The organism is Paucimonas lemoignei (assembly GCF_004342585.1).
Lineage (GTDB): Bacteria > Pseudomonadota > Gammaproteobacteria > Burkholderiales > Burkholderiaceae_D > Paucimonas > Paucimonas lemoignei.
Genome location: NZ_SLZQ01000009.1, coordinates 40,771 through 58,662 on the forward strand (window position 1 = coordinate 40,771; position 17,892 = coordinate 58,662).

Annotated in this window: 16 protein-coding genes; 7 read left to right on the forward strand and 9 right to left on the reverse strand. The window is 56.7% G+C overall.

Annotation, left to right across the window (positions count from 1 at the left end; all coding sequences use genetic code 11):
* Nucleotides 1–80: 80 nt before the first annotated feature.
* The 3 genes from dcd to EDC30_RS13710 all read left to right on the forward strand — a co-directional run bounded on the left by dcd (nt 81) and on the right by EDC30_RS13710 (nt 3,449).
* Nucleotides 81–647 (forward strand): dCTP deaminase, encoded by a 567-nt coding sequence (gene dcd, locus EDC30_RS13700; protein ID WP_132259416.1) that lies wholly within the window; start codon nt 81–83, stop codon nt 645–647.
* Between the two features lie 429 nt (nt 648–1,076).
* Nucleotides 1,077–2,633, forward strand: a complete 1,557-nt coding sequence (locus tag EDC30_RS13705; protein WP_132259417.1) for an SH3 domain-containing protein — start codon at nt 1,077–1,079, stop codon at nt 2,631–2,633.
* Nucleotides 2,634–2,666: 33 nt separating this feature from the next.
* Complete coding sequence (locus EDC30_RS13710) at nt 2,667–3,449, forward strand: hypothetical protein (protein WP_132259418.1); 783 nt, start codon at nt 2,667–2,669, stop codon at nt 3,447–3,449.
* Nucleotides 3,450–3,649: 200 nt separating this feature from the next.
* On the opposite strand, the gene EDC30_RS13715 is transcribed toward EDC30_RS13710, so the two are convergent.
* The 3 genes from EDC30_RS13715 to EDC30_RS13725 all read right to left on the reverse strand — a co-directional run bounded on the left by EDC30_RS13715 (nt 3,650) and on the right by EDC30_RS13725 (nt 7,758).
* Nucleotides 3,650–4,852, reverse strand: coding sequence for a beta-hydroxybutyrate-binding protein (locus tag EDC30_RS13715; protein WP_424446920.1), 1,203 nt, complete (start codon nt 4,850–4,852; stop codon nt 3,650–3,652).
* 120 nt (nt 4,853–4,972) lie between these two features.
* Nucleotides 4,973–6,556, reverse strand: coding sequence for an aldehyde dehydrogenase (NADP(+)) (locus EDC30_RS13720; RefSeq protein ID WP_132259420.1), 1,584 nt, complete (start codon nt 6,554–6,556; stop codon nt 4,973–4,975).
* A 62-nt stretch (nt 6,557–6,618) separates the two neighbouring features.
* Complete coding sequence (locus tag EDC30_RS13725; RefSeq protein WP_132259421.1) at nt 6,619–7,758, reverse strand: iron-containing alcohol dehydrogenase; 1,140 nt, start codon at nt 7,756–7,758, stop codon at nt 6,619–6,621.
* Nucleotides 7,759–7,915: 157 nt separating this feature from the next.
* Between EDC30_RS13725 and EDC30_RS13730 the strand changes: the two genes are divergently transcribed.
* Together EDC30_RS13730 and EDC30_RS13735 are read left to right on the forward strand one after the other, a co-directional pair.
* On the forward strand, nt 7,916–8,857 hold the full coding sequence (locus EDC30_RS13730) for a LysR family transcriptional regulator (RefSeq protein ID WP_132259422.1): 942 nt from the start codon (nt 7,916–7,918) through the stop codon (nt 8,855–8,857).
* Nucleotides 8,858–9,043: 186 nt separating this feature from the next.
* A complete protein-coding gene (locus EDC30_RS13735) occupies nt 9,044–9,427 on the forward strand; it encodes an HPF/RaiA family ribosome-associated protein (protein WP_132259423.1) in 384 nt (127 codons plus the stop codon).
* A gap of 112 nt (nt 9,428–9,539) precedes the next feature.
* On the opposite strand, the gene EDC30_RS13740 is transcribed toward EDC30_RS13735, so the two are convergent.
* The 4 genes from EDC30_RS13740 to EDC30_RS13755 form a co-directional block, all read right to left on the reverse strand.
* A complete protein-coding gene (locus EDC30_RS13740; protein WP_132259424.1) occupies nt 9,540–9,926 on the reverse strand; it encodes a YkvA family protein in 387 nt (128 codons plus the stop codon).
* A 66-nt stretch (nt 9,927–9,992) separates the two neighbouring features.
* On the reverse strand, nt 9,993–12,248 hold the full coding sequence (locus EDC30_RS13745; protein ID WP_132259425.1) for an arginine/lysine/ornithine decarboxylase: 2,256 nt from the start codon (nt 12,246–12,248) through the stop codon (nt 9,993–9,995).
* 124 nt (nt 12,249–12,372) lie between these two features.
* Nucleotides 12,373–12,858, reverse strand: coding sequence for a dihydrofolate reductase (locus EDC30_RS13750; RefSeq protein ID WP_132259426.1), 486 nt, complete (start codon nt 12,856–12,858; stop codon nt 12,373–12,375).
* Nucleotides 12,859–12,945: 87 nt separating this feature from the next.
* Nucleotides 12,946–14,607: a PHA/PHB synthase family protein gene (locus tag EDC30_RS13755; RefSeq protein ID WP_132259427.1), complete on the reverse strand. Its 1,662-nt coding sequence runs from the start codon at nt 14,605–14,607 to the stop codon at nt 12,946–12,948.
* 585 nt (nt 14,608–15,192) lie between these two features.
* On the opposite strand from EDC30_RS13755, the gene EDC30_RS13760 reads away from it, so the two are divergent.
* Nucleotides 15,193–15,846: a phasin family protein gene (locus EDC30_RS13760; RefSeq protein WP_132259428.1), complete on the forward strand. Its 654-nt coding sequence runs from the start codon at nt 15,193–15,195 to the stop codon at nt 15,844–15,846.
* Between the two features lie 68 nt (nt 15,847–15,914).
* Here the strand turns inward: EDC30_RS13760 and EDC30_RS13765 are convergent, their stop codons facing one another.
* On the reverse strand, nt 15,915–16,763 hold the full coding sequence (locus EDC30_RS13765) for a Crp/Fnr family transcriptional regulator (protein ID WP_424446921.1): 849 nt from the start codon (nt 16,761–16,763) through the stop codon (nt 15,915–15,917).
* Between EDC30_RS13765 and EDC30_RS13770 the strand changes: the two genes are divergently transcribed.
* Complete coding sequence (locus EDC30_RS13770) at nt 16,762–17,004, forward strand: hypothetical protein (RefSeq protein WP_132259430.1); 243 nt, start codon at nt 16,762–16,764, stop codon at nt 17,002–17,004. The genes EDC30_RS13765 and EDC30_RS13770 overlap by 2 nt on opposite strands.
* Before the next feature lie 242 nt (nt 17,005–17,246).
* On the opposite strand, the gene EDC30_RS13775 is transcribed toward EDC30_RS13770, so the two are convergent.
* Nucleotides 17,247–17,891 carry a response regulator gene (locus tag EDC30_RS13775; protein WP_132259431.1) on the reverse strand — a complete coding sequence of 215 codons (645 nt, stop codon included), beginning with the start codon at nt 17,889–17,891 and terminating at the stop codon, nt 17,247–17,249.
* Nucleotide 17,892: the final 1 nt, after the last annotated feature.

Here is a 17,892-nt window from a genome sequence, read left to right on the forward strand (position 1 = left end):
ACGTAAAATCGCGCTACTACGCCGGCTGCCGGCTGCGTCATTGCTGGCGCAGGGCAGTGGCAACTTCACGAAGAGACAACATGGCAATTAAATCTGATAAATGGATCCGGCGCATGGCCGAAGAACACGGCATGATCGAGCCGTTTGAACCTGGCCAGGTACGCTATGCCAATGACCAGAAAATCGTTTCGTATGGCACGTCGTCGTATGGCTACGATATCCGCTGCGCCAACGAATTCAAGATTTTCACCAACATCAATTCCACCATCGTGGATCCGAAAAATTTCGATGAAAAATCCTTCGTCGATTTCAAGGGCGATGTCTGCATCATTCCCCCGAATTCTTTTGCACTGGCACGCACGGTCGAATACTTCCGGATTCCGCGCAATGTCCTGACCATCTGCCTGGGTAAATCGACGTATGCGCGTTGTGGCATCATCGTCAACGTCACGCCGTTCGAACCGGAGTGGGAAGGTTATGTGACGCTGGAGTTTTCCAATACCACGCCGCTACCGGCGAAGATCTATGCCGGCGAAGGCTGCGCGCAAGTCTTATTCTTCGAAAGCGACGAAGTGTGCGAAACCTCGTACAAGGATCGCGGTGGCAAATACCAGGGGCAGCATGGCGTAACTTTGCCAAAGACCTGATTCTTCTTCCCTTTCTGGCGCCGGATAACAGTTTGTCCGGCACCTGTCACGGCTATGCCGGGTACTGCGATACGCTGGTGCCTGGTGCTATCTCCTAATCTACCACCCTCGCATGCCTGACCGTTGCTTCAGTCGGTCGGCTGGCGACTCTGCCAGTCTGACCCTATCTATGCTTTCCGAGCATGCCATGACCGGGAAGCGCTACCTCTTCGCAAGCTTTACATTGCATTAACTCCGGAGTCGAGGAAGATGGTGTTAATTAATTTGTTGCATATTTGCCAAATATTTTATTTTGGCGAGCGTTCCTGATTGTAAAAATTGCAACGCAAATCTATGATGGCGAACCGTTGCAGAAAAAGCATTAATTTTCTTAAGCGGAAAATCCCGGTTACGACGTCCTCTTTCCTTACCTTAATAACAAAAATACTTATGAGAACCCTTGCCTTCGCCGCTATTGCGTTTATCGCTGCGCTGCTGCCTTTCGAGAGCCATGCTGCAGCCAACCCGACTCCGGATTACTGGAAATGTGTTAACCGTGTCAGCGGTTCCTGGACTTTCGGCCGCGCGCCCTATGCCTGCGACGCCAACTCTTTTGGCGACGACAAGTTCATCACGACTAACATGAAAGCACTTGTCTTCAACGACAAGTCGGAAGTCAATGGCGAGCGTGCGCGCTACATGTCGGACATGTATCCAGCCATGCGCGATATCGCGCTGTATTACCTCAATTCCCGCAAGCCTTCCGCTTCCGCGGAAGAGAAAAACGCATGGCTGCGCGCCATGCTGGCGCTGGCGCATCAGGAAAGCTACTGGAGTCATTACCGTTCTGCGACCGACGGTCGCCTGAAGATGATGCGCGGCGACTCGGGCCATGGCCACGGCATAATGCAAGTGGATGACCGCTGGCATTTCGTCGCCGTCAAGGCTGGCAAAGGCTGGAATCTCGTCGAAAATATGTTGTACGGGATGGAAGAATTCTATGGCAACTGGCAGCGCGCGGCCTCTGCGAGCTGCGTGCGTTATGCCACCGACTGGCGCAGCCGTTCGCGCGCTGCCTATTCGGCTTATAACGGTGGCGCCGGCAAGATTTGCCGCTGGACCAATCCCAAGGATGCCTGGGCGCGCAATGACCAGGGCTATGCGGAAAAGTACGACGGCCTGGCCTGGAACGCCTACGTGCAGAACCATTCGGCGCCGGCCCGCATCGATGCCAGCTGCCTGATCGAAGGCGGTGAAGTCTGCCCGCCCGGCGGCGCTACCCAGCAATGGGTCGGCAAATTGATGGTGCTGCCCGGCGGTGTCGCCTGCGCGCTCGACAACAGCAAGACGATGCATTGCATGGCTGAACGCCGCGATGCCGCTTGCCTGGGCAATTACGCCAGCTTTGACGAGAATGCTGTGGTATCTGTTGCTCTGAATGCGGTAGACAAGCTCAAGCGCGTCGATCATGACCGCCACGCCTGCGCCGCCAGCTATTCTCCGCCGGTCAATCGTGTGGGCAATTACGTCAAGGCCGGCAAGGATATTTACATCCGCGCTACGCCTGCAGGCAGCATCGTCACCGTATTGTCGACCGGCGCAAAGGTGCAAGTGCTGGACTTCGAAGTGCGCGGCAAATCCAGCCAGGATCGCTATTACCGCGTTACCTACAATGGTAAAACCGGTTATTTCTACGCAGGCGACAAGGCTGATTACTCGAGCTGGGCAGCAAGCATAGCTGCTCCCGCAGGTTCTCACTTGATTCCGATTACAGGCGACCGTATTTCCATCCAGGCGCCGAGCGGCATCAACCTGCGCGCCACACCGGGCGGCAATTTGCTGACCCGCGTGCCGCGCCTGACCGTGCTGACCATCGCAGGATGGGAAACGCGCAATGGCAGCAACGATGTCTATTACCGCGTCAGCTACGGTGGCCATACCGGTTATATCTATGCCGGCCAGTTGTTGCCGAATTCGACGCAAAAAGACTGGGTGATCCAAAAGTAAGCCTATGCAAGCCAGCCAATGGGAATCCATCGCATGAAACATCGGATGTGGGCGGTGCCGGCCGCCTTTCTCATCGTGACCGGGCTTTTTTATGCCGCGTTCTCGGCTGCCGGTAGTAGCGGCAGCGAAGAAACTGGACCCTCGCAACCGGTCGCTTCCGGCACGGCGGCCGCAGCAGCGCCATCATCTGGCGGGCAGGCGGCGGGACTCGCGGCTTTCAACCAGGGGCCAGCCAAGGTTGCGATGCAACGTTTGCAGGCTCTGGCGCAATGCGAGCAGCAGCCGCAACAGTGCGACCTTGACGATTCCGACCCGCGCGCTTCCCACTTCGATCTTGGCCGGCGCGTGGCGACAGAGCTCAACAACCTGGCGGTACTGGCCCGTGCCGGTGCGTTGGGCGAAGTCGACGGCGGCAGCATCGCCCGCCGCTACATGCAGAATGAGGACGGTCATATTCAGGAAGCGGCGCTCAGCCTGATCAGTGCCTTGCCTGCCAACTCGGCCAATGTGGATCCTATTCTCAGCGCCTTGCAGCAAGGCCATGATGCACAGATCTATAGTCAGGCCATGCGTGAATTGGTGCGCTATCCCGATGAGGGTTCACGCAGTCGCGTGGAAAATACCCTGATCGAGACCTTGCAGACCGGCGGGCATTTCGCAGGACAGGTCGTTGCTGAAGAAATTCTGCCCTTTATTAACAGTGGCAATCTGGCGCGCTTTCAGGAATTGGCCGGGCAATTGCCGCCGGGTTCTGCCAAGCGAAGGTTGCTGGAGGGGACGCTGTCCGAATTTGTTCAGCGGCAGAGCGGCGGTTGAGCCGGATTGGTGGAGCATAGGGCGCTGAGTTTTTAGTTGGGCGATTCGCTAGTCACCCCTAAGCCGGGTTGGTGTACTCGCCCATTGGATTGGCGTGAAATGACAAGCCCCGGAATGTGATTCATCCGGGGCTTTGTCTTTTTCAGGCGTGATACCGCTTGGCCATTACTGAGCGGCTTCTTTCTGCGGGAGCCGTTCGTTTACTTCCAGAGTGCGCACTTGGATTCGGCTTTGGTCATGTACGCCTGCTCTCCGGGGATCGTTTGCACCAGCTTGTAATAATCCCATGGACGCGTCGACTCGGCCGGCGATTTTACTTGCATCAAATACATGTCATGCACCATGCGGCCGTCCGGGCGCACCACGCCGTCCTTGGTGAAGAAATCATTGATCTTGGTTTTGCGTAAATGCGCCATGATCGTATCCGCATCCGTGGTGCCCGTCGCCTTGACTGCATTCAGATATTGAATCGTTGCCGAAGCATCGGCTGCCTGGAACATCGACGGCATCTTTTTCATCTTGTCGAAATAGCGTGCCGACCACTTGCGCGAGTCTTCATTCAGATCCCAGTACCAGCCATCGGTCAGGTACATGCCTTGCGTGACACTCAAGCCAAGCGCATGGATATCGTTAATGAAGATCATCATGCCTGCCAGCTTCATCGATTTGGTGAGACCAAACTCATTGGCTGCCTTGATCGAATTGATGACATCGCCGCCCGCATTGGCCAGCCCAAGCACTTGTGCCTTGGATGCTTGCGCCTGCAGCAGGAAGGATGAAAAATCAGGCGCTGACAGTGGGTGCTTCACGCTACCCATCACCTTGCCGCCATTGGCCTTGACCACATCGGCGGTATCTTTTTCCAGCGATGTGCCGAACGCATAATCGACTGTCAGGAAATACCAGGATTTTCCACCCTGCTTGGTCAGAGCGGCGCCTGTGCCGCGCGCCAGCGCAGTGGTGTCATAGGCATATTGGATCGTGTAGGGATTGCATTCCTCGTTGGTCAAGCGAGTAGTGCCCGATCCCGCCGAAATGAAAACCTTTTTCTTTTCAGCGGCGATTTTGGCCATTGCCAGATTGGCTGCGGAATTGGAACCGCCAATCAGCAAGTCCACGCCCTGTTTGTCGAACCACTCGCGTGCACGATCGGCTGCGACGTCGGCCTTATTCAAATGGTCGGCGGTAATCAGTTCAATTTTCTTGCCGTTGATGGCGCCGCCAAAGTCTGCAATCGCCAGCTTGATTGCTTCGACGCCTCCTTGCCCATCAAAGTCGGCGTAGACGCCGGACATATCGGTAATAAAGCCGATCTTGATTACATTGTCGGCCGCGCTTGCGGAAGCGCTGATTCCAAAAGCACCAGCTACGGCTGCTGCTAGTAAAGTGAGTTTTTTATTCATTTTCATGGTCATCCTCCAGTTAAAATTAATTGCCTTGCCTTCTTCCTAAACCTGAAGCCATTCATTCTGTAGCGAGCGAAGAGCACACGTGCCCAGGAATGGCTATGACGCTCAACTGCGCTAGATCGCTGCCTGCGTCATGCTTCCGTCGACCAGGCGTAATAAACCAAGCGGATTGGCATTCTGCAGGGCAGGCGGTAATAGCTCATCCGGATAGTTCTGATAGCAGACCGGGCGCAGGAAACGGTCGATCGCCAGGCTGCCAACCGATGTGCCGCGTGCATCGGACGTTGCCGGATATGGTCCTCCGTGCACCATCGCATCGCATACTTCCACGCCGGTCGGATAACCATTGAAGAGCAAGCGCCCGACTTTCTGTTCCAGGCATTCGATCACATCCTGGTGCGCCAGCAGATCGTCACGCTCGGCTTGGAGCGTCGCAGTCAGTTGCCCATGCATGCGTGCGGCAAATGCCAGTAACTGTTCGCGGTCGGCCAGCTCTACCACCACGGTTGCCGGGCCAAACACTTCGTCTTCCAGTGGTGCGGCAGGGTCGAGAAGCAGCGCCGCATTTGCCTTGAACAGGTGAGGCGCTGCCTGTTGACCAGTGGCGTCTCCAGTGACGAGAACTTCGATGCCAGGCAACTGGCGCAACCTGTTGATGCCAGCTGAGTAGTTGGCATGCGTTGCAGCGGTCAGCATGGTCTGCGGCGTCTGCGATGCCATCGCTTTTTTCAACTGGCCGACAAATTCGCTCATTTCCGGCGAGCGGACGCCAATCACCAGGCCGGGATTGGTACAGAATTGGCCGCAACCCATCGTCACCGATGCAGCCAGTTCACCGGCAATCTTGGCGCCACGGTTTTTCAACGCTTGCGGCAGCAGAATGACCGGATTGACGCTCGACATTTCCGCAAATACCGGAATCGACTGAGGACGTGCAGCCGCCATATCGCACAATGCCCGTCCGCCTTTCAGCGAGCCGGTAAAGCCGACTGCCTGGATGCCGTCCGCCTTCACCAGCCTGGCGCCGACATTGACGCCGTAGATCATGTTGAATACGCCGGCGGGCATCCCGCAACGGGCGACGGCGCGTTCGATGGCATCGGCAACCTGTTCGGAAGTGACCATATGGCCGGTATGCGCCTTGACCACGACCGGGCAACCTGCCGCGAGCGCCGCAGCGGTATCGCCGCCGGCGACTGAAAACGCCAAAGGGAAATTGCTGGCGCCGAATACGGCGACTGGCCCGATGCCCATTTTCACCTGGCGTAAATCCGGGCGCGCAAATGGCTGCCGGTCGGGCAATGCCCGATCGATACGCGCGCCATGGAAGTCGCCGCGTCGCAGTACCTTGGCGAACAGGCGCATCTGGCCGCTGGTACGCGAGCGTTCGCCGACGATGCGGCCGGTCGGCAAACCGGATTCGCGGACGACTTCGGTGACAAACTCGTCACCGAGGGCATCGATTTCATCTGCAACCGCTTCCAGAAATGCCGCGCGCTTTTCTGCCGGTACTTTCCGGTAGCGCGGGTAGGCGGCAACGGCAGCAGCGACTGCAGCGTCGACTTCGGCATCGGTCGCTTCATAAAATGCGGCCGGATGGGCTTCGCCGCTTGCGGCTGCAAGGCTTTGCAGCGTGATGCTTCCCTTGGCGCTGCGCTGGCCGTCGATATAGTTGTGGCCGAGGATGGTAATGGTCACTGGATGTAGTCCTTGTTTAATATGGGATAGGCCGTTCAAATTCGCGAAAAAATCTCCGCCGCTTACATCGACTGTTCGAGCATCGCTGCGTAATCTTCAGCACTGGCGACACGCGGATTGGTCTTGTGGCTGTGATCGGCCAACGCCCCTTGAATAATCTTCGGGAAGAGGTCGCGTTCCACGCCCATTTCCTGCAGTCCGGCCGGCAGTCCGAGCCGCTTGTTAAGGGCCTTGATGGCGGGGCCGATATCGTCGGGGCTGGACAGGCCCATTGCCTGCGCCATGCGCGCCAGCTTGTTCTCCTTCTGCACCGACTCCGAGGTACGGTTGAACTCGATCACCGCCGGCAGGAAAATCGCATTCAGGGTGCCATGGTGCAGGCGCGGGTTGGCGCCGCCCAAGGAGTGGCTGAGGCTATGCACACAACCCAAGCCCTTTTGAAACGCCATGGCGCCCTGCATCGATGCGCTCATCATGTTGAAGCGGGCTTCGCGATCTTCCGGATCACGGGTGGCGCGTTCGATATGGCCCCATGCGCGCCACAGGCCGTCGAGCGCAATGCCGTCCGCCGGTGGATTGAAGGCTGGCGCCATGAAGGTTTCCATGCAATGGGCAATGGCATCCATGCCGGTGGCTGCTGTCAGCATGGCGGGCAGCTTGAGCGTCAGTTCCGGATCGCAGATTGCTGATTTCGGTACCAGATACGGCGACAGCACGCCGACCTTGCGGCCATCGTCGAGAATCAGGATAGCGCCGCGGCCCACTTCGCTGCCGGTGCCGGCAGTTGTCGGGATCGCGATCACCGGCGCGGTGGCCGAAGTGATGCGGGCAACGCCGCCTTCGATTGCCGCATAGGTCTTCAGCGGGCCGGTGTGGGTGGCCAGCACGGCGACGCCTTTGGCCAGGTCGATCGACGAGCCGCCGCCGACGGCGATGATGCCGTCGAATGCGCCTTCGCGGTAAATCTCGGCTGCCGCGCGCACCGCAGCCTCGTTGGGATTGGGCGGTGTGCGGTCAAATACCGCCACGCTGGATGGATTGGACAGTTGCGCCAGCACCCGGTCCACGATCCCGGCGGCCTTGATGCCAGTATCGGTGACGATCATCGGGCGGCGGATACCAATGCGTTCGCATTCCTGTTGGAGGAGACTCAAGGCGCCAAAATCGAATTGAACCTGTGTGATGTAATTAATCAGTGCCATGGATGGCTTCCCTAAAAGTTATAGAAACAATGTGTTGCCTGCGCTGATTCACAATGCATCAGCGATAAATTCACGGTGAACTGTAGGGGAGTAAAGCTTGCCTGCATATTGACAACAAATTATGCTGATATAACTTTTCTTCATATCAAAGGGTTTTATGCTGCCTTCTCTTAATTCGATTGTTTCCCGCCTGCGTCTTAAACAACTGCGTCTCCTTGTCGCATTGAGCGACCACGGCTCGCTGATCAAGGCGGCCGAAGAAGTCGCTTTGACCCAGCCCGGCGCCAGCAAAGCCCTGCAGGAAATCGAGTCGGCGCTGGGCACCACGCTCTTCGTTCGCACGAATCGCGGCCTTGAACCCAATGACGTCGGACATGTCGTCATTCGTTATGCCCGCCTGATCCAGACCGACCTGGCTCATCTGCGCGAAGAAATGTTGGGTATTCTCCAGGGCCATGGCGGTCGCCTGTCGCTGGGCACGATCATGGGAGCGGTACCGTTATTGACGGATGCCTTGTCGCGGTTGCTGGAAAAGCGCCAGGCGCTGTCGGTGGAAATCGTGGAAGACACCAGTGCCCAGCTGCTTCAGCTGCTGGATGAGGGAAGGCTGGACCTGGCGATCTGCCGCACCAGCATCAGCCAGAGGCCGGACCTGTATGATAGCGTCGACGTGCGCGATGAACAGTTGGCAGTGGTGGCGAATAAAAATCATCCGCTGGCGAAAGAGAAGAAACTGCAGTTATCCGACTTGGCCGGATTCCGCTGGGTCGTCTACTCTGCCAACATGCCGATGCGGTTGCTGCTGGAGCGTGAATTCCACGAGGCTGGTTTGCGTTTCCCGCTCTACCTGTTGGAAACGACCTCGGCTTTCACAACGCTGTCGTTATTGCAGAGAAATCCGACGTTCGTTGCATTGTTATCGACCGATGTGGCGCAATTTTGCTCCCGATTCGGCATGACCACGGTACTGCCATTGACGCTGCAGTCGCGTAGCGAGCCGTATCAGCTGGTTACGCGAAAAGGAAGCGTGCTTTCGCCGGCTGCGCGCATGTTAATTGACGAGTTAGTGCCACACAGCGGCCAAAACAATACTGCCTGAAAGTAAGCTGACCAAGTGCAGCCGAGATGCTGCCCGAAAAGACAGTCTTCTAAATTCCAGCGTGCTTCTTATACTTCGGTTTTATTGAAGTGCCATTCAGTTAAACCTGGCTTCAACTTGCCATACCCTTGTCCCACAATAGTCCTGACACGCATTCCAGAACGCGTGTTCCACAAGGAGGATGTTATGCAAGTTCATATGGTTTCCCCAGAGTTTTCAATCACGCCGTCATTACGCGAATATCTCGAGCAGCGACTGCAAACGGCGTTTGGGCCGGTACGTGGACGTATTGGCGATATCGTGGTTCGCCTGCGCGACCTGAACGGCCCGCGCGGAGGACGGGATATGCAATGCCAGGTATCGGTGAAGATGCCGGGAAAACCCGAAGTCGTGATCAGGGAAGTGCAGGAAAATATGTATAACGCCATCGACCGCGCGGTCAAGCGCGCTGCCTATCGCGTAGGGCGCATCGTATCCCGTGGCCACCAGGCGATAAGACAGGCCGCACGTCCTGCTGCGACACTGACGGCCCGTGCGGAGGCGGACGTGTCTGCAAACACTCCAGGCTAATCACGCGTAATCCTGTCGAAAGGGAGTATCGGAATCATCAGCCATTACTATTCAATAGTAATGGCATGCGCCCGAATATTCCCTTCTTCAAATACTTACCTTAGCGCTCTTATCAACGCGAGAGGTTCTTGTACAGCCATATTGCGCAAGTTGTCGCCAGCACCACCCAGATCACAATGATGACCGCCGCGGCAGACCGACTTTGCAGTTTACCGCTGCGCATGGCTTCCGCTGCTTGCTTGCGGCAATCTGCGAGGACAGTTTCCGGAATCAGCCTGATGGCGAGCGCAATGCCGATGGGGACAAGCACGAGGTCATCGAGGTAACCCAGCACAGGGATAAAGTCAGGAATCAGATCGATCGGACTCAGGGCATAAGCCACAACTGCCGCGACCAGCAGCTTGGCATGCCATGGCGTGGAAGGATGGCGCGCAGCCAGGTAGAGAACGTAGGTGTCGGCCTTCAGTTGTCGAGCACGGGCCTTCAGTTGCTCAAGCATCGCTCTCTCCGATAATCGGCGCCGCGCATGGCTGGCGGGCGGCGCCTACTTATCTACTCGGCGGGCTCAGTCCTGTTTCACGCAATCGACGAAATAGCCGCGGCGTCCGTTTACTTCGCGGGTGACCAAGCCATGGACGTCGGTTTCAAACCCGGGAAATTTTTCGTTGAAGTCACGTGCAAAGCGCAAGTAATCGACGATCGTCTTGTTGAAGCGCTCGCCCGGGATCAGCAACGGAATGCCCGGCGGATAAGGCGTCAACAGAATTGCCGTGACCCGACCTTCCAGTTCGTCGATAGGCACGCGTTCGATATCGCGGTGAGCCATCTTGGCGAAGGCATCCGACGGCTTCATCGCCGGCTGCATGTCCGACAGGTACATTTCCGTGGTCAGGCGTGCGACATCATACGCCTTGTACATGTCGTGGATCTGGTGGCACAGGTCGCGCAAGCCGATGCGCTCGTAGCGCGGGTTGACTGCAGCGAATTCGGGCAGGATGCGCCAGATCGGCTGGTTCTTGTCGTAGTCGTCCTTGAACTGCTGCAGCGCCGTTACCAGCGTGTTCCAGCGGCCCTTGGTGATGCCGATGGTGAACATGATGAAGAACGAATACAAGCCGGCTTTTTCGACGATAACGCCATGCTCGGCCAGATACTTGGTGACGATCGAGGCCGGGATGCCGGTGTCGCCGAATGAGCCGTCCAGCGACAGGCCGGGAGTGACGACCGTAGCCTTGATCGGATCCAGCATGTTGAAGCCCGGCGCCAGCTTGCCGAAGCCATGCCAGTTGTCCTCGGCGCGGATGATCCAGTCTTCCTGCGTACCGATGCCATTCTCGGCAAAGGTATCCGGACCCCAGACCTTGAACCACCAGTCCTGGCCCCATTCCTCGTCGACCTTCTTCATCGCGCGGCGGAATTCCAGCGCTTCCTGGATGCTTTCCTCGACCAGCGCGGTGCCTCCCGGCGGCTCCATCATTGCCGCGGCAACGTCGCACGAGGCGATGATCGCGTACTGCGGCGAAGTCGAGGTGTGCATCAGGTAGGCTTCGTTGAAGGTGTCCTGGTCGAGCTTGACGGTCTCGGATTCGCGCACCAGGATTTGCGATGCCTGTGACAAGCCGGCCAGCAGCTTGTGGGTGGACTGCGTCGAGAAGATCAATGATTCCTTGGCGCGCGGACGGTCCTTGCCGATGGCGTGCATGTTCCGGTAGAAGTCATGGAAGGTCGCATGCGGCAGCCACGCTTCGTCGAAGTGCAGCGTGTCGATCTGGCCGTCCAGCATCTGCTTCAGGGTTTCGACGTTGTACAGCACGCCGTCGTAAGTCGATTGCGTGATGGTGAGGATGCGCGGCTTCTTGTTGGCGGCTTCACGGGCAAACGGATTGGCTTCGATCTTTTTCTGGATGCTTTCGGGCGTGAATTCTTCCAGCGGGATCGGGCCGATGATGCCGAGGTGGTTACGGGTCGGCATCAGGAACACGGGGATCGCCCCAGTCATGATGATCGAGTGCAGGATCGACTTGTGGCAGTTACGGTCGACGACGACGATGTCGCCCGGCGCCACGGTCGAGTGCCACACCATCTTGTTCGAAGTCGAGGTGCCGTTGGTGACGAAATAGCAATGGTCGGCATTGAAGATGCGCGCGGCATTGCGTTCGGAAGCGGCAACCGGACCGGTGTGGTCGAGCAGTTGGCCGAGTTCTTCAACAGCATTGCAAACGTCGGCGCGCAGCATGTTCTCGCCGAAGAACTGGTGGAACATCTGGCCGATCGGCGACTTCAGGAAGGCCACGCCGCCGGAGTGGCCGGGGCAGTGCCACGAATACGATCCATCCTGAGCATAGTGGACCAGCGCGCGGAAGAAGGGCGGCGGCAGGCTGTCGAGATAAGACTTGGCTTCGCGGATGATATGGCGCGCGACGAATTCCGGCGTGTCCTCGAACATGTGGATGAAGCCGTGCAATTCGCGCAGGATATCGTTGGGGATATGGCGCGAGGTGCGGGTTTCGCCGTACAGGTAGATCGGGATGTCGGCGTTCTTGTGGCGGATTTCTTCGACAAAGGCGCGCAGCGATTTCAGCGCCGATTCGACTTCCATGTCGGAGCCGCCGCCGAATTCCTCGTCGTCGATCGACAGGATGAAGGCCGAGGCGCGCGACTGTTGCTGGGCGAACTGCGACAGGTCGCCATAGCTGGTGACGCCCACGACTTCCATGCCTTCCTGTTCCATCGCATTGGCCAGGGCGCGAATGCCGAGGCCGGATGTGTTTTCAGAGCGGAAATCTTCGTCAATGATGACAATTGGGAAACGGAATTTCATCGAGGCCTCCAGCTGCCTGCATGCTCGCAGTGAAAAAGACGGGTCGACTATTTTTCAGCAAAAATCGGACCCGCCAATTTTTAAAAAAACGGATTGTCGCAGATATGGAGCGGCAGTGGGGAAATTAAATGCGCTCGTAAGTCACAAAGGCGAAATTGCAGTCGTTGGCCTCGGAATGATGGGTTTCCCGTGCAGTCTCGCGCCATTGGCTAAGATCGATCGGCGGCAGAAAAGTGTCGCATGCAAAAGTTTTGTCGATCTCGGTGACCAGCAGGCGCTGCACCTGGGGAAGCGCGTCTGCGAAGATTTGCGCGCCGCCGATCACGAATGCCTCGCCGTCGCCAGCCAGCCTGGCCGCTTCCGCCAGCGAACCGACCGCCTCGACGCCTTCGTGCTGCCATGCCGGATTGCGCGTGATGACGATATTGCGCCGGTTGGGCAAAGGTTTGCCGATCGAATCGAAAGTCTTGCGCCCCATGATGATGGGGTGCCCTGTAGTGGTTCGCTTGAAGAATGCCAGGTCTTCCGGAAGGTGCCAGGGCAGGGTATTGTTCACGCCGATGCCGCGCTGGGCATCGATGGCAACGATAATGGTTAAGCGTAAGGACATGAAAAGGGCTGGCTCTGGATGAATGAATGCCAATCTTATGTCATTTTGGATGAAGGTGCGGGCTGAACTTGCATCAGGGCGGCCGGCTCAGTCTTCCGCCACATAGGCGCCGGGCGCTGCGCACAATACGGGATGATTCGCCGATCCCACAGCCGGCGGCGTCTGCATCGCGCCGTTGCGCTCATGGAGCCAGGCACACCAGTCATCCCACCAGGATCCGGCTTGCTTGGCCTGGCTGCTGAGCCACACCGTGCTGTCGGTGGCGCCGCTGGCATCGCCGGCCCAGTATTCGCGCTTGGAGGTGGGGCTAGGCGGATTGATGATGCCGAGGATATGTCCCGATGTCGACAGTACGTAACGCACCGGTCCCTTGACCAGGGCAGCGGTCTTGAAGGTGCTTACCCAGGGCGTAATATGGTCTTCCGTGGTGCCGACTTCGTAAAGCGGCTGGGCGATGCGGCCAAGGTCGATCTTCTGGCCGCCGATTACGAGCGCGTCCTTTTTCACCAGATTGTTTTCCACATAGAGCTGGCGCAGGCAGAAGGCATGCATGGCGCGCGGCAGCCGCGTGCTGTCGGTATTCCAGAACAGCACGTCCAGCGAAGGCGGCGTTTCGCCATACAAGTATTTATGGATCACGTAGTGCCAGATGAGGCTGTTCGGCCTCAGCATGCGGAACGCGGAAGACAGCTGGTTCTTGTCGAGATAGCCTTGCTTGGCCATCAGTTCTTCGATCGTTGCCAGGCTGTTTTCGTTGATGAATGCCTCGATTTCGCCTGGACGCGAAAAGTCCGCCAGCGAGGCAAGCAAGGTCCAATGCGCCACCGGCACGTCGCTTGGCTTATATTTGCGGTTCAATAAGGCCATCAGCGCCGTCAGGGCAGTGCCGCCGATGCAGTAGCCGACTGCATGCACCTTGTCCGCGCCGGTGATTTCCCGCGCTACCTCGATGGCTTGCAGGATGCCCTTCAGCAGGTACTTTTCAAACGTGTTGTCCGCCATGTCCGCGCGCGGATTTTTCCAGCTGATCATGAAGACCGTGAAGCCTTCATTGACCAGGTGGCGCACCATGCTCTTTTTCTCGTTCAAGTCCATGATATAGAACTTGTTGATCCATGGCGGCGTGATCACGATCGGCATGGCACGCACCTTTTTGCCGACGGGGTGATACTGGATCACTTCGATCAATTCATTGCGGAAGACTACCGAACCCGGTGTGTTGGCGAGATTTTTCCCGACCGTGAAACCGGTGTCCTTGCCCAGCATTTGCACATCGCCGGCTTTCAGGTCTGCGAGGAAGTTCTCGAAACCTTTCATCAGGCTGGCGCCATGCGATTCCAGCGCCTTGTGCAGGGCAACCGGGTTGGTAAGAAAGAAGTTGCTCGGCGCGAGCGCGTTGAACCATTGCCTGGTCCAGAAAGCGGCAGCATGGCGGTCCTTGCTTTCCACGCCGGGAGTGTCGTACACGATGCGTTCGAGCCAGCGGGTGTAAGCCAGGTAATGCTGAACCATCAGCGAATAACCAAGCGTTGCTTGCCATTCCGGATCCGCAAAACGTTCGTCGGCCGGTGCAGCTTTTTCCGCCTTCTCGCTTTTGCCTCCAGCCAGGGCGGTCAACGCATTCAGGTTCAGCATCCACAGGCTCGCCGCCAGTTCGCGCTGGGCTTCCAGCTGTTCCTGCGGATGCTGCAACCAGGCCTGTTGAATCCTGAAGAAGGTATTGCCAATGCCAAAAGGGTCCAGTTGCATAGTCTCTCTCTTATATTGTTATTTTGTAGTGACTGCTGAATTTTTTGCCATGCTAAAGGCAGATTTTTCTGACATGCCTCCGCCAAAGCTTACATGGCAGGTACGGCTTCTTTCTGCCTATTAAAAAAATACTACTCCGAAATATTCAACTTGTTAAGAAATTTCCTACAGTAATTTAAGCGGTTTGTGGACGTGCACACACATCGATGAGAAAAGGGATAGAGCGCTCATACTTTCGTATGTGTATTGGTATGTTGCGGAGCAAGAAAAGGAAGGGAAATATGAGAATGGATAGTTGAAAAATATGGCTGCCATAAAGCGGCCGCCTGTAGCCAATGTAATGCCTGGTACTGAAGGAGTGAGAAGCGGGAGAAACTTGAATTCTTTAGTCGGTGAACATGTCAGCATTTGAGAGGTTTTGCGTCTTCTCAAAAATGCTCTTAACTTCGCTGCCAGAATGATAGCCTCCATTTGATCCCAGTGGGGCCGGCTGGCGAGCAGACTGGCTTGCCCTGCCTTTAACTTCCGCAATGCAATTGATTCAGGAGCATAAGCGCCTGTATCCCTTTGCCAAGGAGAGAAATCATGCAGGGAATGAATATGCCGAAGCTCTATAGCCCTATGGCGACTTTTTGCCAGACGCAGTTGGAGGCCTCTCGCCAATTTGCAGATGCCTTGTTTTCCAGCGCCGAGAAACTCGATCAGGTATTGCTCGCAGCATCGCATCGAGCATGCATCGAGCAGCTCCGGTTTGCCCAATCGCTGGCAAGCGTACGTGATCCGCAGGGCGCCGCAGATGTCCAGGCAAAGTTTTTTTCGCAGCGCCCGGATCGTGCGATGAATTACCAACGCGAACTGGTCAGGGTGTTTACTGAAGTGCAGGCCGAACTGGGCAATTCGATGCGCACATACATGGAGCAAATTGGAAGCATTGGCAATGGAGCGGCCTCGGAGTTTGCCTCCGAGGCGGAAAGGGATGCGCCTACTGCAGCGGATATCTATAGCCCAATGACTGGCATTTTCTCGGTATGGCAATCAGCTTTTCGCGAGGCCGCAAGTGCCGCCAACAGAAACATGGAAGTGGCACGCTCCACGTTCGAGAATGTCGTGAATACGGTTCAGGACAATGCCGGGGAGGTCGTCGACACTGTCGATGAGACTGCGGAAGCCATGACAGCCGGGCGTGAGAAGAAATCAGGAAATCAAGGAAACCACGGCAGCAAACGCAATCATAAATAAGCTGGCTAGGCTGCTGCCATAGTAGTCGCCAGGTCCGCCGTCATCGGCGCGACCTGGATCGGCATGTATTAAGCCGATGCGATGTGCGAGGGATTGGCGGCAGCGGCTTTCTGTTTTCTGGCTGCCAACTGCTTGGCGCGCGAGCTGGATGGAGGCAAGCGGCGCAAGGTTTTCAATGCTTCGATATCTTTAATGCCGATCGAACGCTGGTCGACACTGATCAAACCAATCTCATTGAAGGCGGAGAGCGTACGGCTGACTGTTTCCAGAGTCAAGCCGAGATAACTGCCGATTTCGTGACGAGTCATGCGCAGATTGAACAGCTTGCTGGAGTAACCCATTTCCGCGTAGCGTTCAGACAGTGAGACCAGGAAACGGGCAACGCGTGCTTCCGCAGAGAGCGCGCCCAGCATGCTGACCATGCTTTGCTCGCGTACCAGTTCGCGGCTCATCACGCTATACATGGCATGTTCAAATTCGGCATGGGTGCGGCCGAGCGCGGTCAGCTTTTTGAACGGGAGCAAAATCAAGTCGCAATTGGACAAGGCGACTGCTTCTGATGCATGGCGCTTGGTATGGATACCATCCACGCCAAACAGGTCACCCTTCATCGGAAAGCTCAATACCTGTTCATTGCCGAATTCATCGATCAGCACCGTTTTCAGGAAACCCGAATGCACCACGTACAAGGTGTCGAACGGCTGGCCGATGGTATGGATGCGCTGCCCGGTTTTGAATTGCACGTGCTGGAACAGCAGTTCCTCATCGCTCAGCAAGGTCGTGGTAGGGATGCGCAGCAGTTCGCATAACTCCTTCAGGTTCGACCATAGTTTTCCCTGGCGTTGCCATCCCGTTTCATTGGGCGAGGCAGGTAAGACGGTAGACGATGCTTCGCTCCGGGCATCGGATGAGGGCATGGATAACATGGCATCTCCTGTTAGAAAAAATACGCTCACTTACTGTGGCAGCTTCAGCAGGCTGCCGCCAATCCGGCAGTCGCTGCGGAATTTCCTGGGCATCCATGTACTGATACGTCTGAAAAAACCATCTGCCACCGCGTTCTTTGCGCTGGATACGGCGCGCCCCCGTTTGCAGATCCCGGTGCGGCACACGGCTTCGATGTGTGTCGGCCCTGCGGATCAGCTGAACAGTAAATGAAGCGCACACCAGGAGATACTGGCAATGCGGCGGGTCAAACTTGCTATCCGCTTGTCGGGAAAGATGTGACCCAATCCCTGTCAAATAACAAGGAAAAACCGAATCGTGCGCGCCATTACAAAGGGAAAGTATGCCGGTCGTGCTGCATCTTTGCTATCGGCGTGCGCTGAATAGGACAGTAGGAATGCGAGGGAAGATGTAGGAATTGTCCTACTTGCCATGTTGTCGCGTTGCGTATGTTGTTAAATTTTCAACGGAGTCAGCAAGCGGTGTTCAACAGCGTATTGCACCATTTCAGCCAGTGAATGCATATCCATTTTGTAGAGAATGCGGGTTTTATGCGTGCTGACAGTCTTGGCGCTCAAGTGAAGCAGATCGGCAATTTCACCGATCGTTTTGCCGCCAACCAGGAGGCTGAATACTTCAAATTCTCGGTCGGACAGCTTTTTGTGGGGGAAGTCCTCATTGGACGGCATGGCATCCATCGCCAACTGTTCGGCAACCTCGATGCTGATGTAAGGGCGGCCGGAGGCAACTTTGCGGATGGCGCTCAGCAGTTGCGTGCCGGCGCTTTCCTTAGTGAGATAACCGCGTGCACCGGCACGGATGGCGCGGATGGCATACTGATCCTCTTCGTGCATGGTCAGGATGAGGATCGGCAGTTTGGGGGCTTCATCCTTGATTTGGCGGATGAGTTCGACGCCACTGCGTCCTGGCATGGACAAATCCAGCATGAGCAGGTCGAAGCCGCCCTTGCGTACGTGTGCCAGCGCTTCGAAGCCGTCTACGGCTTCGCCAACAACTTCGATATCGTCAGCCCCATCCAGAATGCGCTTCAAGCCTTCGCGCATGATCGTATGATCGTCGGCAATTACTATGCGGATCATA